The following is a 23,738-nucleotide window of genomic DNA, read 5'->3' as shown; positions in this document are numbered from 1 at the left end:
CGCGCCTGATCACCTCGGGTGCCGCCATGGGCTTTCCAGAGACGTTCTACGGTATGCCTCATGGAACGCAGTGCACAGCGGCTCGGCCGCGCTCTGGTGGTGATCGTGGATGACCGCGCGGCGCACGGTGAGCACGACGACACCTCGGGCCCCCTGGTCACGGAGCTCCTGGAGGAGACCGGGTTCATCGTGGACGGCGTGGTGGTGGTGCGTGCCGACACCGTCGCCATCCGCAACGCGCTCAACACGGCGGTCATCGGAGGTGTGGACCTCGTGATCACCGTGGGCGGCACCGGGGTATCGCCGCGCGACGTCACGCCAGACGCCACCGCCGGCGTGCTCGACCGGCCGATCCCCGGCATCGGTGAGGCGCTGCGCTCCTCGGGCCTGGCGGCAGGCGCGGTGGATGCCGGCATCTCCCGTGGGCTCGTCGGTATCTCCGGCAGCACACTGGTGGTCAACCTGGCCGGTTCGCGCGCGGCGGTGCGCGACGGCATGGCGACTTTGTCCGCATTGGTCCCTCACGTCATCGATCAGTTGTCGGGCCTTGACGAATCCTGATCACACGTCCTCCGAAGACCGTGACCGGCGACGGCTCGACGCGGTCTTCGGAGAGGTCCTGCCCGAAACCACGTCGGACGAGCGCGAGAACCGCGAACCCGACCGCGACCGCGACGCCTGGTTCGAGGAGAACCGGCCACCGCACCACGAGCGCTAGCCACCTGCGGGACCTCTAGCGGAGGGTGACCGCGACCGGGTTCCGGAGGGCCAGAGCCGCCACCTGAGGGGCGAGTTCGGCCGGCACGGCGATCAGGACCAGGGGCCCCTTGTTCTCGGCGGCGAGCAGGCGGCTCCCGGCTGGGGGCGGCGACCGGACATCGACCACGGTAGCCATGCTCACCAGGACTCTGCGGTTCTGTTCACCGGCTTCGAGGGTGACCAGATCGACCCGGGTTCCGCGAGTGAGCAACTCGGCCACGCCCGCGTCGGCGAGCCGGACCGGGACGGTGGAAAACCCCGGCGCGGCCGGGAGCGCGGCGCTCGGCGGCCCTTCCGTCCGGGCCGGGCGGGGAAGGGCCGGGCCGGTGGGGGACGGACGCGTCAAAAGCACGGCCGCCGTCACCAGAAGCGCCGCGGCGAGCAGGCGCCGAGCGAATGTGAAGGCCCGGCCGCGCAGTCGCGGCCGGAGGCGGTTCCAGTGAAGACCTGACGGGATTTTCATCGCGGCACCCTCGCGTTCGAAGTCGTGACAACGGGAGATCCGTCGTCACGACCGAAGCTAAGGGTGCTCGCGCGGTGGCTGGTAGTGGCTGATCATGCGGCTGTGGACAACCCAGGGGCTGTGGACAACTCGGCTCTGCGCGGCAACGCGCGCCGAACGGTCACGAAGCCGCGGCGGCCGCTTTCGTCGTGGTCGTGCTGGAGGACGAAGACTTCGAGTCGGACGAGGCGCTCTTGCTCTCGGTCTTGGTCTCGCTCTTGCTGTCCTTCGACGCCGAGCCGGAGTCCGAGTTCGACTTGGTGGAGCTGGACGAGGACTTCGACTCCGAACGGGAGTCCGTGCGGTAGAAGCCACTGCCCTTGAAGATCACGCCGACGGCCCCGTAAAGCTTGCGCAGCGGACCGGTGCACTCAGGGCATTCGGTGAGGCTGGCATCCGAGAACGATTGCACGGCCTCGAAGCGATGGTCGCATTCTTTACAGGCGTACTGGTACGTGGGCACTGGTGCTCCTTCGTGCGATTGGCACTCGCTCGGCAAGAGTGCTAACGCAGGAGAATACTGGGATGTTCCTTCGCAGGTCAAACGCGGTTTTTCGACATCGGCCATGATCTCGCGCCGAGTCCGTCGCGCCGTGGCCGATCGCTGTCGCGCTGACCTGGAGGTTTTGGCGCGTTGCCAGCACCCTGGACCGCGACAGGCCGGACGGGCCACGCGGGGTTCGCGCAGGCCGTCGCGGACGAGTCATATTTGTGACAAAGGACACACTCTCGGTTTTCGTCTCAAGCGCGAGACGGGCGTAATCCGGTTCGTGATGAGCGGCGAGTCCTCGATACTTGGTTCATGGGAAAGACCTATGACGGGATCGACCAGCGGCTGCGCGAGTTCATCGAGAAGCAGCCGGTGTTCTTCGTCGCCAGCGCACCGATGTCGGGTGATGGGCACGTCAATCTTTCGCCGAAGGGCCGGTCGGGCACCTTGCAGGTGCTGGACGAGAAGACGCTCGCGTACCTGGACTTCGGGGGCAGCCACGCGGAGACGCTCGCCCACCTTCGGGAAAACGGCCGGATCGCGCTCATGTGGTGCGCCTTCACCGGTCCGCCCAAGATCCTGCGGGTGCACGGCCGCGGATATCCGGTGTTCCGCGACGACGCGCGATGGCCGGAGCTGGTCGCAAGGTTCGATGGAGTCGACGGGCCGGGCTTGCGCGCCATCGTGGTGGTCGAGGCCGACCTCGTCGCCGATACCTGCGGGTTCGCCGTGCCGTTCATGGACTACCAGTCCGAGCGGACCCTGCACGCGGAGCACTTCGGCCGAAAGAGCGACGACGAGTTCCGTACCTACTGCGAGGACAAACCCTACAACGGTGTCAGCATCGACGGCCTGCCCGCGCTGCCGTTGCCGCTGCCTCCCCGCCAGGCGTGACCCGGCGATTTGGCAGTCCACAAAGGACTCGGTGGTTGGTAAGTTACGTCCGGCCGTGCGAGCGGGTTCGTGTGTTCTTCGCCACTCTCAGTCCGCTCGCAGCGGCAGGTGAACGAGCCCGCGAGCGGGCATCAGCGCTCCGGTGATCCGGACATCGTGGGCGTCCGCGGGCAGTTTCTCCACCAGTTCGCCGTCCCGGACCACGGCCACGAGCGCCGCTTCCGGGTCGGCGTGCACCAGGGAACGGTCGTAGTGCCCGGCGCCCCTGCCCAACCGCACGCCCGAGTGGTCCACGGCCAGCGCGGGCACCAGCACGAGGCCCGCCGAACGCAGTGCCGTAGGGCCGAGCCGAGGACCTGAGGGTTCCAGAATTCCGCGCATCGGGCCCGGTACCAGCGTTGCCGTACCGGTGAACTCCGCCCAGTCCAGTGCGCCGGGCGCGGCCGGGATCGCCGGTAGCAGGACTCGCGCGCCGGCGTCGCGCAACACGTCGAGCAACGCGATGGAGCCCGGTTCCGAGCCGAACGGCACAAAACAGCAGACGGTGTCCGGAATCGGCAGCGCGGCGACGGCCTGGACCAGCGCCCGTGCCTCCACCACGCGCTGCTGCACGGAAACCGCGGCACGCGAACGGGCGAGGTAAGCCCGCCACTCCGTCTTGTCCCACTGCTCATTGCACCTGTCCGCCATACACGCAGGTTAGGCTTTACCGCCATGACGGCCGCCTCTGCCAAAGCCTCCTTCCGAACCGCCATCGTCCCGGCTGCCGGGCTCGGGACCCGCTTCCTGCCAGCGACGAAGGCGGTGCCCAAAGAGCTGCTGCCGGTCGTGGACACGCCCGGCATCGAGATCGTCGCCAGCGAGGCGGCGGAGGCAGGCGCCAAACGACTGGTGATCGTCACCTCGCCCGGCAAGGAATCGGTGGTCAACTACTTCCGGCCGGCTCCGGAGCTCGAGGACAACCTGCAACGCAAGGGAAAGACGGAACTCCTGGAGAAGGTGCGTCGCGGGCCGGGCCTGCTCGATGTCGATGTCGCCATCCAGAAGGAGGCGCTCGGTCTCGGGCACGCCGTGCAGCAGGCCGAGCCCAACCTCACCGACGAGGACGACGCGGTCGCCGTGCTGTTGCCCGATGACCTGGTGCTGCCCGTGGGCGTGCTGAACAAGATGTCGGAAGTCCGCGCGCGCCACGGCGGCAGCGTGCTGTGTGCCTTCGACATCCCCAAGGAACAGATCTCGCCCTACGGTGTGTTCGACGTCACGGACACCGACGAAGAAGACGTCAAGCGCGTCCACGGGATGGTCGAGAAGCCCAAGCCGGAGGACGCGCCGTCCACCTACGCCGCGGCCGGGCGATACCTGCTGGACCGGGCGATCTTCGACGCGCTGCGCCGGATCAAGCCGGGCAGCGGCGGCGAGTTGCAGCTCACCGACGCGGTGGCACTGCTGATCGAGGAACGGCATCCGGTGCACATCGTGGTCCACCGGGGCGGCCGCCACGATCTGGGCAATCCCGGTGGCTTCCTCCGGGCCGCCGTCGACTTCGCGCTGGCGCACCCCGACTACGGTCCGCCGTTGCGTGCCTGGCTCGTCGAGCGAATCGAGAACGAAGGCCAATGACCGGAGACGCCCCGGAGCCGGCCGAGGCCGGGCAGGAGTTCCGCTCGGTCGACGCGCAGCTCGGCCTGGTGCTGCAGGCAGCGGTACGCCCGCGTCCCGTGCGGGTCGCGATCTCGGAGGCGCAGGGTCTGCTCTGCGCGGAGGAGGTCGTCGCGGAGCAGGCGCTGCCGGGGTTCGACCAGGCCGCGGTGGACGGGTACGCGGTGCGCAGCGTGGACGTCCGCCTGGCGGCCGATGATCCGGTTCAACTGCCCGTGGTGGGCGAGATCCCGGCGGGGTCAAGGCAGCCTCGCCGGCTGCAACCGGGGCAGGCGGTGCGGGTCGCCACGGGGGCGCCGTTGCCGACGCTCGCCGACGCGGTCGTGCCCACGGCGTTCACCGACGGCCACCCGGCGAAGGTCAGCGTGCACCGGTCGGTGCCCTCCGCCGGGTATGTCCGGCGCACCGGGGAGGACGTGCAGATCGGGGACGTGGCGGTCCGGCAGGGGGACACCATCGGCGCCGCTCAGGTCGGATTGCTCGCCGCGGTCGGACGGTCGAAGGTGCTGGTTTTCCCTCGGCCCCGGGTGTCGATCATCTCCGTGGGCGACGAACTGGTCGACATCGACCGCACGCCCACGACGGGCCAGGTTTACGACGTCAATTCCTACGCCCTGTCCGCCGCGGCCAGGGACGCCGGCGCGGAGGTGAGCCGCGTCGGCATCGTGCCCTGTGATCGCAAGCGTTTGCGCGAAGTGGTCGAAGGCAGACTGCTGATGTCCGAAGTGGTCGTCGTGGCGGGCGGGGCCGGCGGCATGGCGGGGGACGAAGTGAACGCCGCCCTCTCCCCGCTGGGGCGGATCGACATGACCAGGGTCGCCATGCATCCCGGCTCCGTGCAGGGGTTCGGCAGGCTGGGTCCCGACTCGGTGCCCACGTTCCTGATCCCCGGCAACCCGATGAGCGCGCTGGTCGTCTTCGAGGTGCTGATCCGCCCGTTGATCAGGGCGGCCCGCGGCACCCGCAACCCGCACCGGCGGGTAGTCAGCGCACGCTTGCTTTCGCCGATGTCCTCCACCAAGGGGCGCAAGGGTTTCCTGCGTGGCCAGCTGTTGCGTGACGAGGACACCGGCGAATATCTCGTGCAGCCTCTCGGCACCTCGGGTTCGCACCTGCTGGCGTCACTGGCCGAGGCGAACTGCCTGGTGAACGTGGACGAAGACCTCACCGATGTGCCGGCCGGTGAACAGGTCCGGGTGACCTTCCTCGCGCAACGGGTGTAAACAGTTCCCGGTGCAGGCTGTGACATACGACCTGGAAGCTCGCCATCCCGGCTGGCCCACCAGGCTGGGACCGCTCCGGGTCGCCCGGGGGACCGTGGAGCTCCGGCCGATCCGGTTGCTGGACGCGGGTGACTGGAGCCGTATCCGGTTGCGGGACCGGGTGCATCTGGAGAAGTGGGAACCGACCTCGCCGGGCCCGTGGTCCGACCGCAACGGCTTCTGGGCCTGGCCCCCGCAGTGGATGGCGTTGCGGTCGCTGGCACGGAAGGGGCAGTGCCTGCCCTTCACGATCACCGTGGACGGCGAACTCGCCGGGCAGATCACGATCGGTAATGTGATCCGCGCCTCGTTACGCTCCGCTTGGGTCGGATACTGGGTGTCTTCCACGATGGTCGGCGGGGGCGTGGCGACCGCCGCGGTGGCGCTGGTGGTCGATCACGTCCTGGGCCCGGGGGGACTGCATCGTGTCGAGGCCACGGTCCGGCCGGAAAACGCGGCGAGCGTGCGGGTGCTGACCAAGGCGGGATTCCGGCAAGAAGGCCTGTTCCGGCGGTATCTCGACGTGGCGGGCGACTGGCGGGACCACCTGTGTTTCGCGATCACGGCCGAGGAGACCGGGGAGGGTCTGGTCAACCGGTTGATCGCCGCGGGCGGGGCGGAGCGGCCCTGAGGGGTCTCTAGCACATCCGGCTCGTTTCACCAAAAGTGGTGACCCTTTTTTCGTTTGTCCAGCGGCGTGCCTCCGCCCGATCTGTTACTCCTGTGACTAACGTGACGGTATGTAGCCGGGATCGGGGGAGGTGACACAAGGAGATGCCCAGTTCACTGATCATCGTCGCGCTCGCGGGGGCGTGGCTCGTCGTGCTCGTACCCATGGTGGTGCGCAAGCGGCAGACCGTGGCCCGAACGGCGGACGCGGAACTGGCCGCGCGCGTGGTCCGCAGCGCGGAGGACGATTTCTCCTTGCCCGAACCCGCCGCAGAGGTCAGTCATCCCCCGGAAGCCTTCGACGACGAGCCCGTCCCGGCGCGGCGCGAGCCCGCCACACCCCGTTACCGGCCGGGCCGGGGCGGCTTCGACCCCGAAGCGGCGGAGATCGCGGCGCGGGCGAAATACTCCCTCCGGCAACGGGTCGTGCTCGTTCTGATCATCGCCTCGGTGGCGAGTGCGATCACGGCCGGAGTCCTGGGCCCCAAGCTGTGGTGGGCACACGGCGCCGTCGACGCCTTCCTCGTCGGCTATCTGGGCTACCTGCGGCGGCAGGTGCGCATCGAGAACGAGATTCGGCAGCGACGGCTGGCCCGGCTCAGAAACACCCGGACTCGCCGCCCCGCGCCACCCCTCGCCGAGGACTACGACACCGCCGACGACCGCGTCGAGCCCCCGAAGCCTCGCCGCGAACCGGTGCGCAGGCCGCCGCTCGCTCCACCGGTCCAGGGGAACGCCGTCGTCGTCGACGTGGACGACGAAGACCCCGAGTTCCACGAGTTGGATGACCCCGGCCGCCTGCCGTTCCGTCGCGCGGCAGGCGAGTAGACCCCTCCGCTGATCGTCCGGCGCGCGGTTGCTATGCTTTCGGGGCTTCACCAAGGGGCTGTAGCGCAGTTGGTAGCGCGTCTCGTTCGCATCGAGAAGGTCAGGGGTTCGATTCCCCTCAGCTCCACCCTAGGGGCCTTACTAGAACACGGCGCCGAAACAACGCCGCGTAGTAGGACTTGGACACCGTTGGTAGCCACGGGTCCGCCTCTCTTTCGAGAGGCGGCCCTTTTGGCATTTCGGAGCAACTTGAGCGCGGCTTCGATGAGCCGGGCGCTATCGGCGAGGTTCTCGGTCGTGGTGGTGAGGCGTCGTCGTTGGCGGAACAGGCCGAAGTGGTCCAGTGGTCCCGCTCGGAAGGTGATCACCGGCGCACCTATCTGCGGCTGCGACCCCAGCCTCTCGCCGCACGGCGCTGTCCACCCGGTACAACGACCCAGGAGTGGGAGGCCGCCGCACGCCATCATGGGATTTGGTGGCTCCACAGGCGGATGGTGTTGTCGTCGCTGCCGGTGGCGATGAGGTGTCCGTCTGGACCGAATGTTACCGCTGTCACGGGACCGTTGTGGCCGACGAGGGGGTGGCCGATCGGTTGACCGGTTGCCGGGTCCCACAACCGCAGTGTCTTGTCACCGCCACCGCTGGCCAGGAGACGCCCGTTTGGGCTGAACGCCACCGCCGTTATCCCAGAGGTGTGTGTGATGGTCTGGCCGATCGGTTGGCCATTTGCCGGATTCCACCAGAACCGGACGGTACCGTCACTGCTGCCGCTGGCCAGGAGACGCCCGTCGGGGCTGAACGCCACTGCGTTTACGGCACCGTTGTGGCCGGAGAGGGGATGGCCGATCGATTGACCGTTTTCCTGACGCCACCAGAGCCGCATAGTGTTGTCTGAGCTACCGCTGACCAGGGGGTTTCCGTCTGGCCTGAACGTCACCGCCGTCACTTCTTCGGCGTGGCTCTTGAGGGGTGGGCCGATCGGTTGACCGGTTGCCGGGCTCCACAACCGGACGGTCTTGTCACCACCACCGCTGGCGAGAAGGCGCCCGTCCGGGCTGAATGCCACCGCTGACACTGCCTTGGTGTGGCCGGTGAGGGGCAGCCCGATCGGTTGACCGGTTGCCGGGCTCCACAACCGGACGGTCTTGTCACCACCACCGCTGGCGAGAAGATGCCCGTCCGGGCTGAATGCCACCGCCCGCACCGCGGCATCGGTGAACCCGCCGCCGCGGTGTCCTTTGAGGACGTTCACGCAGTGGTACTCAGGCGCTTCATCGCCTGGGCGTTCGACCCTGCCGCGCAGGTTGCCAGGTGCCGCCACCGAGGGTCGTTCCAGGCGAGCAGTGACGTGCGTCGCTGGTTCTGCGTTGGCGGGCACCGCAGCCTGCTGAGCAGCGGCGAGTTGGGTTTTCATGGACGAGCTTTTGAACAGTGCTAGGTCTCCTGCTGTGTTGACTACACGGCGTTGCGGTCGGGGTAGCCCTTGGGCCGCAAGGTGGCGGTCGACCTGGCGGAAGAGGTCATCGAGGGTCAGCGGGTCGGAGGTGTTCAACACCGCGAGCATGGCAGCGGTGAAGGCTGTGTTCCTGGCGCCCTCTGGTGCGTGAGAGAGCGCGTTGGCCGTCGTCGAGGTGATCGTGTAGGTGCCGGCGATGTCGATCTGCCCGGTGATCATGCCCTGCGGGGAGGTCATGGCCTCGATCGCGCGGCCGGAGAAACAGCAGTCCAGTACCAGCACACGGGTGGTTGCGGGGCTGGCGACGATCTCCTCACGCAGCACGTCAAACGGCAAGGCGGTCCACCGAAGGCGAGCCGGGTCGGTCGAAGACAGGGCCAGGTGCAGTCGGCCCCGCTCATCGACCAATCCGTGGCCGGCGTAGTAGATCAACAGCAGGTCGGTCGCCTCAGCAGCCGCGGTAACGATGGCAGTGCCGATATCGGCGGCGGAGACGGGCTCGGGCACGACCGTGCAGTGCTCGGGGGACAGTGTCCCGGCGGGCGCGCTCCCCAGGGCAGCTGCGAGATCGGTCAGGTTCGCCCGCACCGCGGGGATCCCGGGCAGGGCATCGTTGTCGTGGTAACGGCTGGCGCCGATCAGGACCGCCCTGGACCTGGCAGGATCCGGGAACCGGCTCACCGCGGCGGCTCCTGCTCATCGAGCAGCCTCGCGATGTCACGTATCACGGTCTGGGGGTCAACGCGTTTCGCGTCCAGCTCGATTTTTCGACCGTCTTCGATGGTCACGGTCAGCTTCACATCGGAGCGCCGTTGCGAGATCCAGGTCGACAGCGACCCAGCCAGCACCGCGCCCATTCCGCCGGAGCCGACTGCGACAACGAGCGCGTCGAGCACGCCCCCCATCTGCCCCGGCTCAACGTCGGCGTGCACGGGCTCCACCTGTCCACGCAGTGCATCGTCACGCCGCAGCCAATCATGGAGCGACCTCAGCTCGTCAGCCCCCTGCGCGGCCCTGATCCACAACTGTTCCGTAGCCGAGTCAGTCACATGGCCATCTTGCCCTGATTTAACGGACCGCAGGGCCTATTCGGGCTAGACCGATCGGCTAGACCACGTACGCAAGCCCTCATCAGCCTGGTCAGCTCATCCGCTGACCGCACCTTTCGTCGACGGTCAAGGAATTCCTGGTAGTGACGCACGACGTCCTCATTGAACGCGGTGACATATCCCCGAGTGGCCTGCAGATTAAAGTGCCCGAGTGGCGCCGCGCCGATATGGATGGGCAGGCCGTTGTTCACCAGGTTCGTGGCCAGCAGCCTGTCGGAAGCCGTGCGGCGTGAAACTGGTTGCCCGGAGGCCGGGGGCGCTGTTCGGCCAGTTCAGCGCAGCGGCGGCGGAGCATGACGAGCACCGTCGCGGGCGAGATCGCACGCGGGACCGCGCCGGTGTGGCGTTGGAACAGGAACGGCATCGGGTCTCTCATGCGCCGCTCGTGGTTGTCGTAGGGTTGGATGAGAGGAATGGGGCGGCCATGCTGGGCATGCCGCCGGGTGATCGCGGCGAACAATTCCGCAGACATCGGGATGACGCGCTCACGGTCGGTCTTGGACGGGGCGATCACCAACAAAGCGATGAGCTCGCCGTTGGGACGCTGGTACTGCCTGATGCTCAAATGAGTGAGCTCCAGCAACTCCTCGATCCGAATTCCCGCGTGACGGAGGACTTCCACCGCTGCGAACTCCCATAAGGCGAGATCCTCAGCCGTGGTGACATTGATATCCTCGCCGTTCTCGAGATCGCGGACCCGAGTGTTGGCCTGTCCGTCCGCCGGGCGCGCGATGACCCCGCGCAGCGCGCCGTCCGGGACCGGGCAGGGCTGGCCGGGGGCGATGGCCTCGATCTTGGCCCAGAACAGGCCCGCCAGCGAGCGGGACAGCCGGTCCAAAGTGGAGTAGTCCAGCTCGGGCTCCCGCCGCCGCAGATAATCCAGCAGCACTTGCCGGACACCCTGATGGCGGACGCCGTAGCGGTCGATCAGTTCCTCGACCGTGCGGCGGAGGTCCGAACTAACGGGCGTAGCCGATGAGGATGCTCACTCCCGCCTCTCATGTCACGGTCAACGCATTCGTTACATTGCCACCCTTACGTGACCTGAACGGCTCAGGTCGCGATCCTTCGCACGGAACGGCTGATCTTGTCCGGTGCAGGATCGCCCTTCGCCATGGCCGCGCGATGCGGCGTCAGCGGATGGCGGTCAGCACGTGATCGTCGCCGATCTGCCAGACCGGGGCCACGTGGGCGAATCCCGCCGACCGTAGCAGCGCGATGTGCTCTTCGAGGGTCACCTCGTTGTCGCCGTGGTGCGTACGCCCATTCCTGGCACACCCCAGTTCCGCCAGCTCCGGGTCGGCCAGCGCGGCATCCCACCACTCCGTCCAGTGCTCTCCGGGGGCGCAAAATCCCTCTCCTCGCTGCCTTCGAACCCCGCCCGGACCACCCGCCGCTCGCGGACGGTTTTCGCGAGCGCGGCCAGCGGTTCGTCGCCGTGCCTGAGGTGGTCTCCGTTGACGAAAACACCGCCGGGCACGATCAACCGGGCGAGCGCGCGATACAACTCGGTGAGTTGGTCAGGCAAGAGCCAGTGCAGCGCGGTGGTGGACACGGCGGCGTGGATGGCCGAAGGCACCGCATCCCGCCAGGCGGATCCGCCAAGGTCGGCTTCGACCCACTCGGCACGCTCCCCGTAGTGGCCACGGGCGAGGCCTAGCAGCAAAGGATCGGCGTCGATGCCGATGATCCGCGCTTCTCCCAGCCGCTCGCGCAGCCTCGCGGCGAGTGAACCTGGACCGCAGCCCAAGTCGACGATCACCGGTTCCGGCACGCCGGCGATGTGGGCTTCCACGACATCGCCGAGGACGGCGAAGCGCTCCTCACGGTCGGCGACGTAGCGCTCCTGCTGAGCGTCCCAGCGTCCCAACCAGTTCGCTGCGGTCTGACTCGATACGGTCCCGTCTACCACGACCTCAACCCCGTAACTACCTATTGGAGCAATGACAGTCATCACGCTAGAGCGAAGGGAGTGACTGGTCAAGTGAACTTCGACAGTCACGCTAGCGTCGCCGTGTCGGCCGCTGTCGGCGCGATCAACCTGCTGACGCCCGGACATGCGCTCGGCCGCGAGTACCCCGCCGAAGGTCCCGATGACGAACTGCGGGAGCCGCTGCGACCCCGCCAGACGAAAAACTCGCCGAAAGTGTCTGAAAAGGACGTTGATCGACTCCGCGAGTACGCGATCCACCTTCGCGAGGTGTTCGTGGCCGTCGACACCGGACGGATCGACGACGCCTGCGCGGAGATAAGTTTCGCGATTCGTCGCGCTCATTCCTTTGTTCATTGTGGATCTTGCATTCCGTGACCGCCTCTGCGGGAGGTCGCACTGATCAGGCTGGTCGGTGATCAGTCGCTGTCACCGTGCCGACCATTGACGCACCGGCTGGGCTCCGTCTTCAGGCACACCTTCCCGCCGGTAACCGGCAAGCCTGCGTCGTCAACGCGGTCACCCAATTGGTTGCGATCGCGTGTTGCGCGGTGGCCAACGGGACCAAGCCCGAACACAGCTGGTCCAGGCACGCTCTGGCCACGCTATCCACCCACTGGGCCACCGACCCTTTCACCGTCTGGGCAGCCATAGCTGGCTAGATGACCACGCCCTGCTCGGTCAAACTGGTTTAGGGCTTTGGCGCTGGTGTCTTACGTGGCCTTCGGCTGGGGATTGAAATGCTCCGTTGCCAGGATGCACCGGGAACCGCAAAATGTATTGCGGACACGGCCGCCACACCGTGTCCGCGAATCCAGATTTGCATGTTCCGCGATTTTGTGAGCCTTTTGCGCGCGAATCGGAACCGGGAACGGTGACACGCACCAGACGCGCCCTGCGGCCCACGTCTGTCAGCCAGTTGTGGGCTTGCATGGGCAAGGTCAGGCTTCCGGGGGAAGCCCACAATGATGGATTCACCAGATCGTCGCCGGTATGGCCACGCACGCGAGGTCGGCGGCATGGAAGTGTGACCTGTGCGCGATATCGCCGCTGTTGGCCACAGTCTCGGATGTTCTTATAGTAAGGATTGGAAATAGTGAATTCATGTTATCCGGATCATAGGATTCGGCGGCTGACTCGCTGGCCGCATGGTGGCGGGCGGTGGTGGGTCTCGGCGCTGCTGACCATGGCGCTGGCGACGGTTGCGGCGCCGCCGGCGATGGCGGCCGGGAGCCCGGTGGCGGGGTTGTCGGGTGGCGTCGGCGGCAAACCGGGCGCGGCAGCCCGGCCTCTGCAGGGGAGAACCCCCTTCGTGTCGGAGACCTTCACCGGAGCGACCGCGGACCCGAACTTCGTGGCGGTCGGGTCGGCCTGTCTGACCGGCGCGCCCGCCACATCGGCGCCAGGGCCGGGGAACCATCCACTGGGCGGTTGCCCGGAGACGCGGATCGGACCGGTGCCCCCGGTCAACGGTGCTCCGCACGGCTACCTGCAGTTGACGGACGCGTCCACCGACCAGTCGGGCGCTGTCCTCTACGAACACGCCCTACCGGCCGCCGGCGGGCTGAACGTCACCTTCGACCAGTGGCAATACGGCACCACCACCCCGATCGCCCCGGCGGACGGCATCTCGTTCTTCCTGGTCGACGGTGCTGCCTCACTCGACCATCCCGGAGCTTTCGGTGGCAGCCTCGGTTATGCGCAGAAACTGCCCGACGACAACCCCGCCAACCCGTTCCTGCCGGGAGTCAACAGCGGTTACCTTGGCGTGGGACTGGACGTGCTGGGTAACTACTTCGGCGATTGGGAACACCGTGGCAACGGCTGCCCGCCCTCGCAGCGCTCGCCGGCCGGGACAGCGTTCCATGTGCCCGCGCCGGGGCCGAACATGGTGACGGTGCGCGGCCCGGGTAACGGGGTCGAGGGGTACTGCTTCCTGACCGCGACCACGAGCAACTTCACCACTTCCGGACCGTGGCCCTCGACCCTGCCCGGGCAATTGCAGGGACCGCTCACCGCATTGCCTCCGGGCGCCACTCCGGAACAGGCCGAGACCCTGCTGGAGCCCTCGCGTCGCCGGGTGAACGTGCAACTTACCCCGGGAACGAATCCGACGTTGATCGTGACCGTGGACTTCAACGACGGGACCGGTCCACACGAGGTGATCAACACCCCGGCACCTGAGCCGGTGCCGGAAACGTACAAGTTCGGGTTCGCGGGCTCGACCGGCCTGTTCACCGACGTGCACCTGATCCGCAATGTGGTGATCAACAGCGAGGTACCGCTGCCGCCAGAGAAGACGACGACGGAGCTGTCGGCGACACCGCAGGACGCGACGGTCGGGGAACCGGTCCGTCTCACCGCCACCGTGACCTGCCCGGGAGCCACGCCGACCGGGACTGTCACGTTCTTTTCCGGAACGACCGAACTGGGCACGGCCGAGGTGATCGACGGTACGGCGGAGCTGACCGTCAGCACACTCGAGCCAGGCCAGCACACGATTACCGCGCATTACAACGGCAACGGCGAATGCGAGCCGTCCATCTCGAACGGCGTGACCGTCAATGTCTCGACAACACCGGAGAACAAGAGCAAGACGAAGTTGTCGGCCTCGGCCAGTAAGGTGAAACCCGGGGACAAGGTGACCCTGACCGCGACCGTCACCTGTGACGAAACCACCCCGACTGGAACCGTCACCTTCTTCGAGGGCAACAGGGAGCTGACCACCGTGCCGCTCACCGATGACACCGCCGAAGTGACCGTCCGGCTACCCGCGGGCGCGCACACCTTCACCGCTCGCTACAACGGCGACGAAAACTGCCCGCCGTCCACGTCGAATTCGGTGACTGTCGTCGCCAAGGGTCCCGGCAAACCCAAGCCACCCCACGGTGGCTCGGCCGAAGCGAACGCCAGCCAAACCGTCGTGGTCGCAACCAAAGCTCAATAACCCGGCAACCACCGCGTCCTGAAAGATGACAACCCGAACGGTTCCGGCCACCGATTCCACCGGGGGCCGGAACCGTACCGGAGACTGGCGGAGGGAGCTCCCTCCGCGATCCGGTCACCGACGTTGGGCGAGAGTGTCAGGGGCTGGCTGTGTTCTGCAACCCGGCTCCGACATCGATCCCGCCGAGCGCGTAGCCGGTCAGCAGGCCCGAGCAGGACCGTTCCGCCCGCGGGCGCCAGGATGTCCAGGATGGCCTTGCCGATCAGCGGGCCGCCCCGAGCACGGCCAGGCCGGGCCAATGGGCCAGCACGCCATAGCCGAGCACGGCCGCGAACATCGCCACCTCGATGGGCTGGACGAACGTGAGAGGTCCACCGACTCGGGCTAAGTCAGGATCAGCTTGCAGTCCGGGGCGCGGTCGGAGACGAAGCCGCGCGGCTCGCAGCATACGAACCGCGACGTGCTGGTCGACGGGCCTGGGATCACGATCCACCCGGTTGGCACTCGCCGCACGGCGGCCCCGCCGTGGATGTTCGCCACAACGGGGAAGGGGCCTTCGCCGGCGGGTTCGCACAGAATGCTCTCGATTTCGAGGCCGTCAGGCCCATGCGTTCATCCCAAGCGCATGCTGCCGGCCGGCGATCACCTGTACTCGATCCAGTCGCAGTCCTCGATCTGGGCTAACGTCACCGCCAGGTCGGCAAAGGACTTCGCACACCCGCGCACGGAGGCGACGTTGCTGCGGGTGCCACGGCGCCAGTCGATCTCCGAACCGGGTCGTGCGATGACCGTCACCGAATCGACGTTGGCGATCCGCCGCAGCTTCGATCCGGCGCTCACCGTGCCCACCCGGGTCGCCCACAGCGGCGGAATCAACGTGCAGTAGAACGCGACGCCGTCGGCCTTCGGCTCGACGGCGTCTGGAATGTCAACGTCGCGCCCCAACGCGGCCCCGACCGCGATGCCGGCGACATCGGCGTGGCCGGACCGCATCGCCAGATCGTCGACCCAGCCGCCCAGCCGCGCGTTGACCTCGATCAACCGTGGGCCGCTCGTGGTCAGTTTGAGTTCCACGTCCGCGATTCCGTGGCGGATGTTCAGCGCCCGCACTGCCCGGCACGCCACATCGCACGCCTCGCGAACGTCGGCCGCCGGCACAACCGACCCCGGGCCGTACCCACCACGCTCCCGAAACGGCTCGGCGACGGCGAACTTGCTGGTGACGAACACCGGCCGGACATCGGAACCATTCGCCAGACAGTCCACCGCGAGGTAATCGCCCCACGGTTCCGCGACGGGCCTGCCCACGATCAGTTCCTCCAGCACCACCACCGGCTCACGTGAGGCCCCCGAATCGGCCAGCAGCAGACCGCGCATCGCCGCCCGGGATGCCTCGTGCGTGAATACCGGTAGCGTGTTCCGGCTGGACGTACCCACAGCGGGTTTGACGACCGCGGGCAGCCCCACGAACTTGATCGCCTGGTCGATCTCGTCGACCCGCGACACCGCCCGATACCGTGTCGCATCCAGACCCGCATCGGCGAACCGATGCCGTTGACCGTCCTTCGTGGTGATCGCCGTGACGTCCGCCGGATCGATGCCCGGCAACCCGAGCGCGTCGGCGAGCCGGGCGGTACGACGGATCTGGGACTCGCTGAAGGTGACGACACCGCGAGGTCTCATCCCGCCGAGCAGCCGGACCAGCTCGCGCTCCGGCATCGCGTCGCCCTCGACCACGGTGCCGAACATTCGCAGCACCGGCTCCATCTCCGCGGTGTGGTCCGAGGCCGCCGCGACGAAACACAGCTCACAATCGTTCTCCGCCGCGATCTCGGCCAGCCGACGAGGTGACAAGCTCCCGGTGTCGTAGACGACAACGAGCATCAGGCCCGACCCGCGACGGAGGCCGAAAGCGCAGACACCATCCGATCGGCGATCGCCGTCACGTGTGGAGGCTGCAACATCGTGAAGTGGCTGCCGGGCGTCATGTGCGCCGTGAGCGGGCCGCTGGTCACGCTCTCCCACCCCCACCGCAGCGGATGCGGCCACGTCGAGTCCTCGGCCTCGAACACCAACGTCCGGCAACTGAGTTCGGACGGTTCGTAGGCACCGAGCGCGGTCCAGTGCGCCAGGAGAATACGGACGTGGTGCATCAGGTCCCCGTGCTCCAAGCTGACCATCTGCTCCGCCAGGTTCAGGTCACGTAGCCAGTCGGCGAAGTCGCGCCGAGCGACGTCCCGCCACGCACGATCACCGCTCACCCGCGCCAACCCCTCCAGTAACTTCGTCGCCGCCGCGATCGGGCGCCGTGCCCGCGGTGCCGAGTCGTCACCAAGGTAGGTGTCGAACGCGGCCACCAGGTCCACCGCCTGACCGGCGGCTTGCGCCAGCGCCGCCACCTCCACGGCCAGGGCCCCACCGAACGACCACCCGGCCAGCAGCAACGGCGAGCCGTCATGCGTGTCCCGCACCGCGCGCCAGTAGTCCTCGGCCATCGCCCCGACGTTCGTCTTCGGCTCCGACTCGCCGTCGACGCAGGCCGCCTCGATGCCCACCACGCGCAGGTGCGGTTCCAGCAGTTCGGCCAGCCTCGTGTAGCCGGTCACGTTGCCGCTGATCTCGTGCATGACATACATCGTGCGCGCCGATCGAGAACGATTGAGCGCGATCATCGACGACCGCCGCGGACCGTACCTACGGCTGGCGTGCACAAGCCGTTCCAGCGCACCGAGAATCCGGTCGACGAACCCTCGCACGGTGGCGCGATGATGAAGATTCTCGGAGTACCGGATCGCGACGCGCAGCCTTCCGTCCCGGACATCGGCCGTGATGTCGAGGACATGGTGGCGAATGGTGGCCGGATCGATGGGGTCACCGGTGGGCTCGGTGTTGTCCGCATAGCGGCCGAGTCCGGGTACCCGCCCCTTGTACTGTCCCAAATAGTTGAAACTGATCTCGGGAGTCTGCTGAACCGGGATCTTTCCACCCAGGTAACGGCCGATGCCGTAGACCAGCCCCTTGTCGGGCACTTCACTCAACTGTGCCGCGACCGTTTTCACACACTCGACCGGGTCGGTCGCCGGTCCCAGGTCGATCACCACCGGGAAAATGCTGGTGAACCACCCGACCGTCCGTGACAGATCCACGTCCGCGAACAGGTCCTCCCGGCCATGGCCCTCCAACTCCACCAGGCACGCCGACTCGCCGGTCCACTCCCGAAACGCCCATGCCACCGCCATCAACAACGCGTCGTTGGTGCTCGTACCGAACACCCGAGCCACATCACGTAACAACACTCCCGTCTCTTCGACGCCCCAGGACCCCTCCGCCACCCCAACCGAGGCGACCGAATTCACCCCGAACCCGTCACGAGGCACCCGCGTGGCCGGCAGTTCCCGATCCCAGTAGCCGACGTCTACGGATTTGGCGCGCTCGGCCAACCGGGCCGACCACTCTCGAAACGACGTCGTCTTCGGTGGCAGCGGCAGACCCTCGTATGCGCGGCCCAAGTCTTCCAGCAAGACTCGCCATGACACCCCGTCCACCACCAGGTGATGGATCACCATCAACAACCGCTGTCCTCGAGCCGCACCCAACTCGACCAACACGATGCGAAACACCGGGCCTTCGGCCAGATGCAGGCTTCGCTGCACTCCGTCCGCCAACTCACGCAATGCCGCGTCGACATCGGCGGCTCCCGACAGATCGCACTCACTCACCGCCCCCTCACCGGCATCGTCGGCGATGCACTGGGTCCAGCCATCAGAACCACGGCTGAAGCGCGCCCGCACCATGTCGTGGTGCTCGACCACCGCGTCGACAGCCGCTCGCAACGCGCGAATATCCAGATCATCGACATCCAGCAGCACCGACTGGTTGAAATGGTTCGGCTCGGCCGCGCACCACTGGAAGAACCACCGCTGCACTGGCGACAAGACAACCTCGCCCGTCACCTTGCCCTGCTCGGCCACCACCGGTGCGGCCACCCCGGCGGCGGCCACCAGTCCGGCAACGGTCTGATGCTGGAACATCATCCGAGGTGTCACCAGCATCCCGTGCCCTTTCAACCGCGCCACCACCTGAATACTCAGAATCGAATCGCCGCCCAGCGCGAAGAAATTGTCGTGCACGCCCACTCGATCAATGCCCAACACCGCACGCCACACCCCGGCAACCACACCCTCCGCGGCATCACGGGGCGCGACAAAACCATCCAACTCCGGACGGTTGCTGCTCGGAAGCGGCAACGCCCGGCGATCCACCTTCCCGCTCGCCATCAAGGGCAGCACATCCACGAACATGAACCCGCTCGGCACCAGGTAACCCGGCAGGCTGCGCTCACACCACTCCCGTAACACCGAAACACCCACCATGCCCACCGGCACGCAGTACGCGACCAACCGCTTGTCACCGGGCACGTCCTCTCGCACCACTACCACACACGAAGCCACATTCGGATGCCGGGCCAGAACCGACTCGATCTCGCCCAACTCGATTCGGAAACCCCGCACCTTCACCTGATCGTCAAGGCGGCCAACGAAGTCGAGACGTCCGTCCGGCAGCCATCGAACGATGTCCCCGGTCCGATACACCCGTGCCGACGGGTCGGACGAGAATGGGTCGGCCGTGAATCGTTGTGCTGTCAATTCGGGGCGGTTCAGATAGCCGCGACCGACGCCGACGCCGCCAATCAGCAACTCGCCCGGAACACCGATCGGCACCAACTGGTCGAAACGATCGACCACGTACGCCTTCGTGTTCGCGAGAGGACGGCCGATCGTCACCCCGGCTGCTGCGTCGTGGGACATCGCCATCGTCGCGTAGATCGTCGCCTCGGTCGGCCCGTATCCGTTGATGACGTTCCCGAATAACTCGACCATCCGCGCCCACAGGTCCTCGGAAACCGGCTCGCCCGCGGTGACGGCGGTCATCCGCTCGATGCGACCGTCCAAGCGCTGGACGATGTGACGCCAGATCGACGGTGTCGCTTGAGCGAAGACGACATCGTGCTCCCGGATGAGCCGGGCTGTCGCGACTGGCGAATGAACGTCCTCGTCACTCGCGATGACCACCCGCGCGCCGGACATCAGCGGCAGGAAGAACTCCACCACCGAAATGTCGAACGTCGTCGCTGTCGAGGCGAGTGCCGACTCGCCGGCGGACAACGGCACGGCCTCACCCATCGCGGCGAGCACATTGACGACCGACCGGTGCTCTATCTGAGCGCCCTTCGGTTGGCCTGTCGAACCTGACGTGTAGATCACGTACGCGAGGTCGTCCGGTCGGGCACCGGTCACCGGGTCCGCGTCCGGCATCGCGCTGATGGCCGCCCAGTCCTGGTCCAGTACCACGACATCCCCAGCCTGCACCCGGTCACGCAGAGCGTCCTGCGTGACCACCACCGTAACGGCCGCATCAGCCAGGATGAACGTCAAGCGTTCGGACGGGTAGTCAGGATCCAACGGCACGTAGGCCGCACCGGTCTTCAACACGCCCAACAAGGCGACCACAAGATCCAAGGATCGTTCGACACATACTCCGACCATCACGCCTGGCCCGGCTCCACGTTGCCTCAGGTACCAGGCCAGTTGGTTGGCCCTGGTGTTCAGCTCTCCATAAGTCAACGACTTCGACCCGAACACGACCGCGACCGCGACCGGGTCGGCAACAACCCGTTGCTCCACCAACTCGTGCACGCAGACGTCATGGGGAAAATCGATATCGTTCTCGTTCCACTCGGCGAACTGCCGCCGTTCTCCGGCGGTCAACATTTCCAGCTCACTCAGCCGCACCGAGGAATCAGTCACCACACTGGCCGACAATGACAGGAAGTGCTCGGCCATCCGTTCGATCGTCGGCCGGTCGAACAAGTCTGTGCTGCATACCAACCGGGCGCCCAATCCGCCGTCTTCTTCGACCATGCTCAACGTCAGATCGAACTTCGCCGCCGAAGATTCCACCGGCAGTGTCTCCACCCGGAGGCCCTGCAGTTCCCACGTGCCCGTCTCGGCGTTGTGCAACACCAACATCGCGCCGAACAATGGTCCCCGCCCCAGATCACGTTCCGGTGCCACCTCGTCCACCAGTCGCTCGAACGGCAGGTCCTGATGCCCGAGCGCATCCAACGCCCGCTCCCGCACATCCACCACGAAGTCTCCGAACTCCGGGTTTCCCGACAGATCGCCACGGAACACCACAGTGTTGACGAAGAAACCGATGAGACACTCGATCTCGGCTCGGCCCCGGTTCGCCACCGGCGAGCCCACCGCGATGTCCGACTGGCCACTGTGCCGGGCCAGCAGCACCTGAAAAACCGCGAGCAATACCATGAACAACGACGCATCATGCTCGGCGGCCAAGCGACGCAAACCCGCCGTCACATCAGGAGAAACCCGGAATGTCACACTGCTTCCGGCGGCACTACGCACTGCGGGTCGCGGCCGGTCGCCCGGCAATTCCAGCGGTTGAACTCCCGCTAACGACTTGCGCCAGAAACTCAGTTGTCCGGCCAGTACGTCACCCTGCAACCATTCCCGCTGCCACACCGCGAAATCCACATACTGCACCGGCAGTACACTCAGCCGGGCAGGCCGGCGCTCCACCGCGGCCGCATACAATTCCCGGAATTCCCGCGTCAACACCCCGAACGACCAACCGTCGGCCACGATATGATGCAACGTCAAGGCCAATACGAAATCCTCGGAGCCCATCGTGACCAATACGCCCCGTACCAACGGACCATGCCGCAGGTCCATCGGCCGGGACGTCTCGGCCGCCAGAATCCCGTCCAGATCTGGTTCGCCATCGGCAGCGGTCAGGTCGACGAGTTCGAGAGGGAACGGCGATGGGTCCTTGATGATCTGGACGGCGACGCCGTCGATGTCGTCGAACACCGTGCGCAACGGCTCGTGCCGGGCGACCAGGCCGTCCAGGGCTGCCTGCAGCGCGGTCGTGTCCAGGCGACCACGCAACCGCATTGCCATCGGAATCAGGTACTCGCGGCTGCCGGGCTCCAGTTGGTCGAGAAACCACAACCGCTGCTGGGCGAAGGACAACGGCAACGTGGCCATGTCGCCACGATCCACCGGCCGTAGCGGCGGCACCACGGACGACCTCATGCTGACGAGCACGTCAGCCAGTTCACGCACGGTCGGTGCCGCGAAAAGCGCGCGAATGGGCACCTCCAGTTCGAACTCCTGACGCAGGCGGGCCGTGACCTTGGTGGCGAGCAGCGAATGACCGCCCAGTTCGAAGAAGTCGTCGTGCACACCGATCCGGGCGACGCCCAGCACCTCCGACCAGATCCGCACCACGGCAAGTTCCACCGAGCCGCGTGCGGCCACGAATCCGCTGTCCAGCTCCGGCCGGTCGCCGTCCGGATCCGGCAACGCGCGGCGGTCCACCTTGCCGTTCGCCGTCAGTGGCAGGGCGTCCAACAGCACGAACGCGCTCGGCACCAGGTGCGCTGGCAGGCGCCGAGCACACCACTCCCGCAAGGCGGACACGCTCACCGTGTCCGTCGGCACGCAGTAGGCCACCAGCCGCTTCCCGCCGGCCGCGTCGTCCCGCACCGTCACGGCACACGACGCGACGCCTTCGTGGTCGGCGAGCACGGACTCCACCTCGCCCAACTCGACGCGGAAGCCCCGGATCTTGACCTGGTCGTCCCGCCTGCCCACGAACTCGAGATCCCCGTCCGAGAGTCTGCGGACGATGTCGCCGGTCCGGTAGACCCGCGCGCACGGATCCGAAGAGAAGGGGTCAACGGTGAACCGCTGCGCGGTCAACTCGGGCCGGTTCAGATAGCCGCGCGCGACACCAACGCCGCCGACCAGCAGCTCACCGGGCACACCGACTGGTACCAACCGGTCGAAGCGGTCGACCACATACACGGCGGCGTTCGCTGTGGGCCGCCCGATCGGCACTGTCCCGGCATGGGGCAACGCATCCACGTCGACGCGCTTGGTGAGGCACCCGACGGTGGTTTCGGTCGGTCCGTACTCGTTGATCACGGTGGTACGCGGCCCGAGCCGCTCGGCCACGGCACGGGCCAGTCGAACGTCGAACGGCTCGCCGGCCACGACCAGCGAGACGGCATCGATGTCGCCTTCGGCCGCGTCCAGCACCATGTTCAGGTGCGACGGCGTCACCTTGAGAGTGCTGACCGGCAGTTCGCGCCGGATGAACTCGGTGACTCCCTGTGCCGCGTGCCCGCCGTCCACCGGCCGCACGACGATGTCCCGGCCCTGGAGCAGCGGCAGGAAGATCGACGGAATCTCGAAGTCGAAGGCGACGGAGGAGTGCAGCAGCGAACCGTGACCGTCACCGGCGGGGAAGGCGGACGCCGCCCAGATCAGAAAGTTGACGATGCTCCTATGTTCGATCTGGACGCCTTTGGGCGCGCCGGTCGAACCCGACGTGTAGATCACGTACGCGAGATTGTCCGGCCGCACGTCGCTCGTGAGATCGGTGTCGGGCATCGCGCTGATGGCCGGCCAGTGCTCGTCCAACGCCACGACCTCGCTCGGCGCATCGGGCAACGGCGTGGCGGCGTGCGTCAGCACGACCGGTGCGGCGGTGTCGGAGAGCAGGAAGGCCAGCCGCTCCGCCGGATACTCCGGGTCCAGTGGCACATAGGCAGCGCCGGCTTTCAACACCCCCAACAACGCCACCACCAGGTCCAGCGACCGCGGGAGGCACACCCCCACCAGGACGTCCGGCCCGGCGCCACGCTCCACGAGAAATCGGGCGAGCTGGTTGGCCCGGGCGTTCAACCCACCGTAGGTCAAGGAGTCCGGTCCGCACACGACCGCGACCGCATCCGGACGGGCCGCGACCTGCCGCTGCACCAGTTCGTGCACGCACGTGTCCCCGGGAAATTCGGCCGCGGTGTCGTTCCACTCGACCAGTAGTCGCCGACGCTCGGCAGGGGTCAACATCTCCAGTTCGCGCAACCGCGCTGACGGGTTGGCGACCACGCTCGCCAGCAGCGCCAGGAAATGGCCGGCCATCCGTTCGACTGTGGGCCGGTCGAGCAATGCCTGGTCGTAGAACAGAACCCCGCCGGTGCTTCGTCCAGCGTAGGCGATGAACGACAGCGGATAGTCCTGCCATGCGACGTAACGCAGCCGTTTTCGGGTGATGCCGTGCGGGAGTTCGGCGGCAGAGCCGGCAGTGGGATAATTCTCGAACACCAGAATCGAGTCGAACAGCCGGGTTCCCCGAGGGATGTC

18 protein-coding genes and 1 tRNA gene are annotated in these 23,738 nt (G+C 67.0%); 10 read left to right on the top strand and 9 right to left on the bottom strand.

Going from position 1 to position 23,738, the window contains the following annotated elements; all coding sequences use genetic code 11:
* The first annotated feature begins 60 nt into the window (after positions 1-60).
* A complete protein-coding gene (locus ACFSXZ_RS13035; RefSeq protein WP_378264843.1) occupies positions 61-561 on the top strand; it encodes a MogA/MoaB family molybdenum cofactor biosynthesis protein in 501 nt (166 codons plus the stop codon).
* Positions 548-718 (top strand): hypothetical protein, encoded by a 171-nt coding sequence (locus tag ACFSXZ_RS13030; protein WP_378264841.1) that lies wholly within the window; start codon positions 548-550, stop codon positions 716-718. The genes ACFSXZ_RS13035 and ACFSXZ_RS13030 overlap by 14 nt, the downstream gene beginning before the upstream one ends.
* Positions 719-733: 15 nt before the next feature.
* Here the strand turns inward: ACFSXZ_RS13030 and ACFSXZ_RS13025 are convergent, their stop codons facing one another.
* Both ACFSXZ_RS13025 and ACFSXZ_RS13020 read right to left on the bottom strand, forming a co-directional pair.
* Positions 734-1,222: a hypothetical protein gene (locus ACFSXZ_RS13025; RefSeq protein ID WP_378264839.1), complete on the bottom strand. Its 489-nt coding sequence runs from the start codon at positions 1,220-1,222 to the stop codon at positions 734-736.
* 160 nt (positions 1,223-1,382) lie between these two features.
* Entirely contained in the window at positions 1,383-1,724 is a 342-nt protein-coding gene (locus ACFSXZ_RS13020; protein WP_378264837.1) for an FmdB family zinc ribbon protein, read from the bottom strand.
* Between the two features lie 339 nt (positions 1,725-2,063).
* Between ACFSXZ_RS13020 and ACFSXZ_RS13015 the strand changes: the two genes are divergently transcribed.
* Entirely contained in the window at positions 2,064-2,645 is a 582-nt protein-coding gene (locus ACFSXZ_RS13015; RefSeq protein ID WP_378264835.1) for a pyridoxamine 5'-phosphate oxidase family protein, read from the top strand.
* Positions 2,646-2,732: 87 nt separating this feature from the next.
* Here ACFSXZ_RS13015 and ACFSXZ_RS13010 read toward each other — a convergent pair whose 3' ends face one another.
* Positions 2,733-3,335 carry a 5-formyltetrahydrofolate cyclo-ligase gene (locus ACFSXZ_RS13010; RefSeq protein ID WP_378264833.1) on the bottom strand — a complete coding sequence of 201 codons (603 nt, stop codon included), beginning with the start codon at positions 3,333-3,335 and terminating at the stop codon, positions 2,733-2,735.
* A 24-nt stretch (positions 3,336-3,359) separates the two neighbouring features.
* On the opposite strand from ACFSXZ_RS13010, the gene ACFSXZ_RS13005 reads away from it, so the two are divergent.
* From ACFSXZ_RS13005 to ACFSXZ_RS12985, 5 genes are all read left to right on the top strand, one after another.
* On the top strand, positions 3,360-4,265 hold the full coding sequence (locus ACFSXZ_RS13005) for a UTP--glucose-1-phosphate uridylyltransferase (protein WP_378264831.1): 906 nt from the start codon (positions 3,360-3,362) through the stop codon (positions 4,263-4,265).
* Complete coding sequence (gene glp / locus ACFSXZ_RS13000; RefSeq protein ID WP_378264829.1) at positions 4,262-5,527, top strand: molybdotransferase-like divisome protein Glp; 1,266 nt, start codon at positions 4,262-4,264, stop codon at positions 5,525-5,527. Before ACFSXZ_RS13005 ends, glp begins: the two co-directional genes overlap by 4 nt.
* Before the next feature lie 10 nt (positions 5,528-5,537).
* Positions 5,538-6,197 carry a GNAT family N-acetyltransferase gene (locus tag ACFSXZ_RS12995; RefSeq protein WP_378264827.1) on the top strand — a complete coding sequence of 220 codons (660 nt, stop codon included), beginning with the start codon at positions 5,538-5,540 and terminating at the stop codon, positions 6,195-6,197.
* A gap of 143 nt (positions 6,198-6,340) precedes the next feature.
* On the top strand, positions 6,341-7,063 hold the full coding sequence (sepX, locus tag ACFSXZ_RS12990; RefSeq protein ID WP_378264825.1) for a divisome protein SepX/GlpR: 723 nt from the start codon (positions 6,341-6,343) through the stop codon (positions 7,061-7,063).
* 54 nt (positions 7,064-7,117) lie between these two features.
* Positions 7,118-7,190 (top strand) — tRNA-Ala (locus ACFSXZ_RS12985).
* A 336-nt stretch (positions 7,191-7,526) separates the two neighbouring features.
* On the opposite strand, the gene ACFSXZ_RS12980 is transcribed toward ACFSXZ_RS12985, so the two are convergent.
* From ACFSXZ_RS12980 to ACFSXZ_RS12965, 4 genes are all read right to left on the bottom strand, one after another.
* Entirely contained in the window at positions 7,527-9,200 is a 1,674-nt protein-coding gene (locus ACFSXZ_RS12980) for a caspase, EACC1-associated type (RefSeq protein WP_378264823.1), read from the bottom strand.
* Entirely contained in the window at positions 9,197-9,568 is a 372-nt protein-coding gene (locus ACFSXZ_RS12975; RefSeq protein ID WP_378264821.1) for an effector-associated constant component EACC1, read from the bottom strand. The genes ACFSXZ_RS12980 and ACFSXZ_RS12975 overlap by 4 nt, the downstream gene beginning before the upstream one ends.
* A gap of 247 nt (positions 9,569-9,815) precedes the next feature.
* A complete protein-coding gene (locus ACFSXZ_RS12970) occupies positions 9,816-10,517 on the bottom strand; it encodes a hypothetical protein (protein WP_378264819.1) in 702 nt (233 codons plus the stop codon).
* 345 nt (positions 10,518-10,862) lie between these two features.
* A complete protein-coding gene (locus ACFSXZ_RS12965; protein ID WP_378264817.1) occupies positions 10,863-11,540 on the bottom strand; it encodes a class I SAM-dependent methyltransferase in 678 nt (225 codons plus the stop codon).
* Positions 11,541-11,612: 72 nt separating this feature from the next.
* Between ACFSXZ_RS12965 and ACFSXZ_RS12960 the strand changes: the two genes are divergently transcribed.
* Positions 11,613-11,936: a hypothetical protein gene (locus ACFSXZ_RS12960; protein WP_378264815.1), complete on the top strand. Its 324-nt coding sequence runs from the start codon at positions 11,613-11,615 to the stop codon at positions 11,934-11,936.
* Positions 11,937-12,744: 808 nt separating this feature from the next.
* The gene (locus ACFSXZ_RS12955) at positions 12,745-14,505 is read left to right on the top strand and encodes an Ig-like domain repeat protein (RefSeq protein ID WP_378264813.1); all 1,761 of its coding nucleotides are present in this window, start codon (positions 12,745-12,747) and stop codon (positions 14,503-14,505) included.
* Between the two features lie 642 nt (positions 14,506-15,147).
* Here ACFSXZ_RS12955 and ACFSXZ_RS12950 read toward each other — a convergent pair.
* On the bottom strand, positions 15,148-16,389 hold the full coding sequence (locus ACFSXZ_RS12950; protein ID WP_378264811.1) for an ATP-grasp domain-containing protein: 1,242 nt from the start codon (positions 16,387-16,389) through the stop codon (positions 15,148-15,150).
* Positions 16,389-23,717 carry an amino acid adenylation domain-containing protein gene (locus ACFSXZ_RS12945; RefSeq protein WP_378266439.1) on the bottom strand — a complete coding sequence of 2,443 codons (7,329 nt, stop codon included), beginning with the start codon at positions 23,715-23,717 and terminating at the stop codon, positions 16,389-16,391. Before ACFSXZ_RS12945 ends, ACFSXZ_RS12950 begins: the two co-directional genes overlap by 1 nt.
* Between the last annotated feature and the right edge of the window lie 21 nt (positions 23,718-23,738).

Source organism: Amycolatopsis pigmentata (assembly GCF_042684065.1).
GTDB lineage: Bacteria > Actinomycetota > Actinomycetes > Mycobacteriales > Pseudonocardiaceae > Amycolatopsis_E > Amycolatopsis_E pigmentata.
This window is presented reverse-complemented; position numbering and strand designations above follow the sequence as displayed.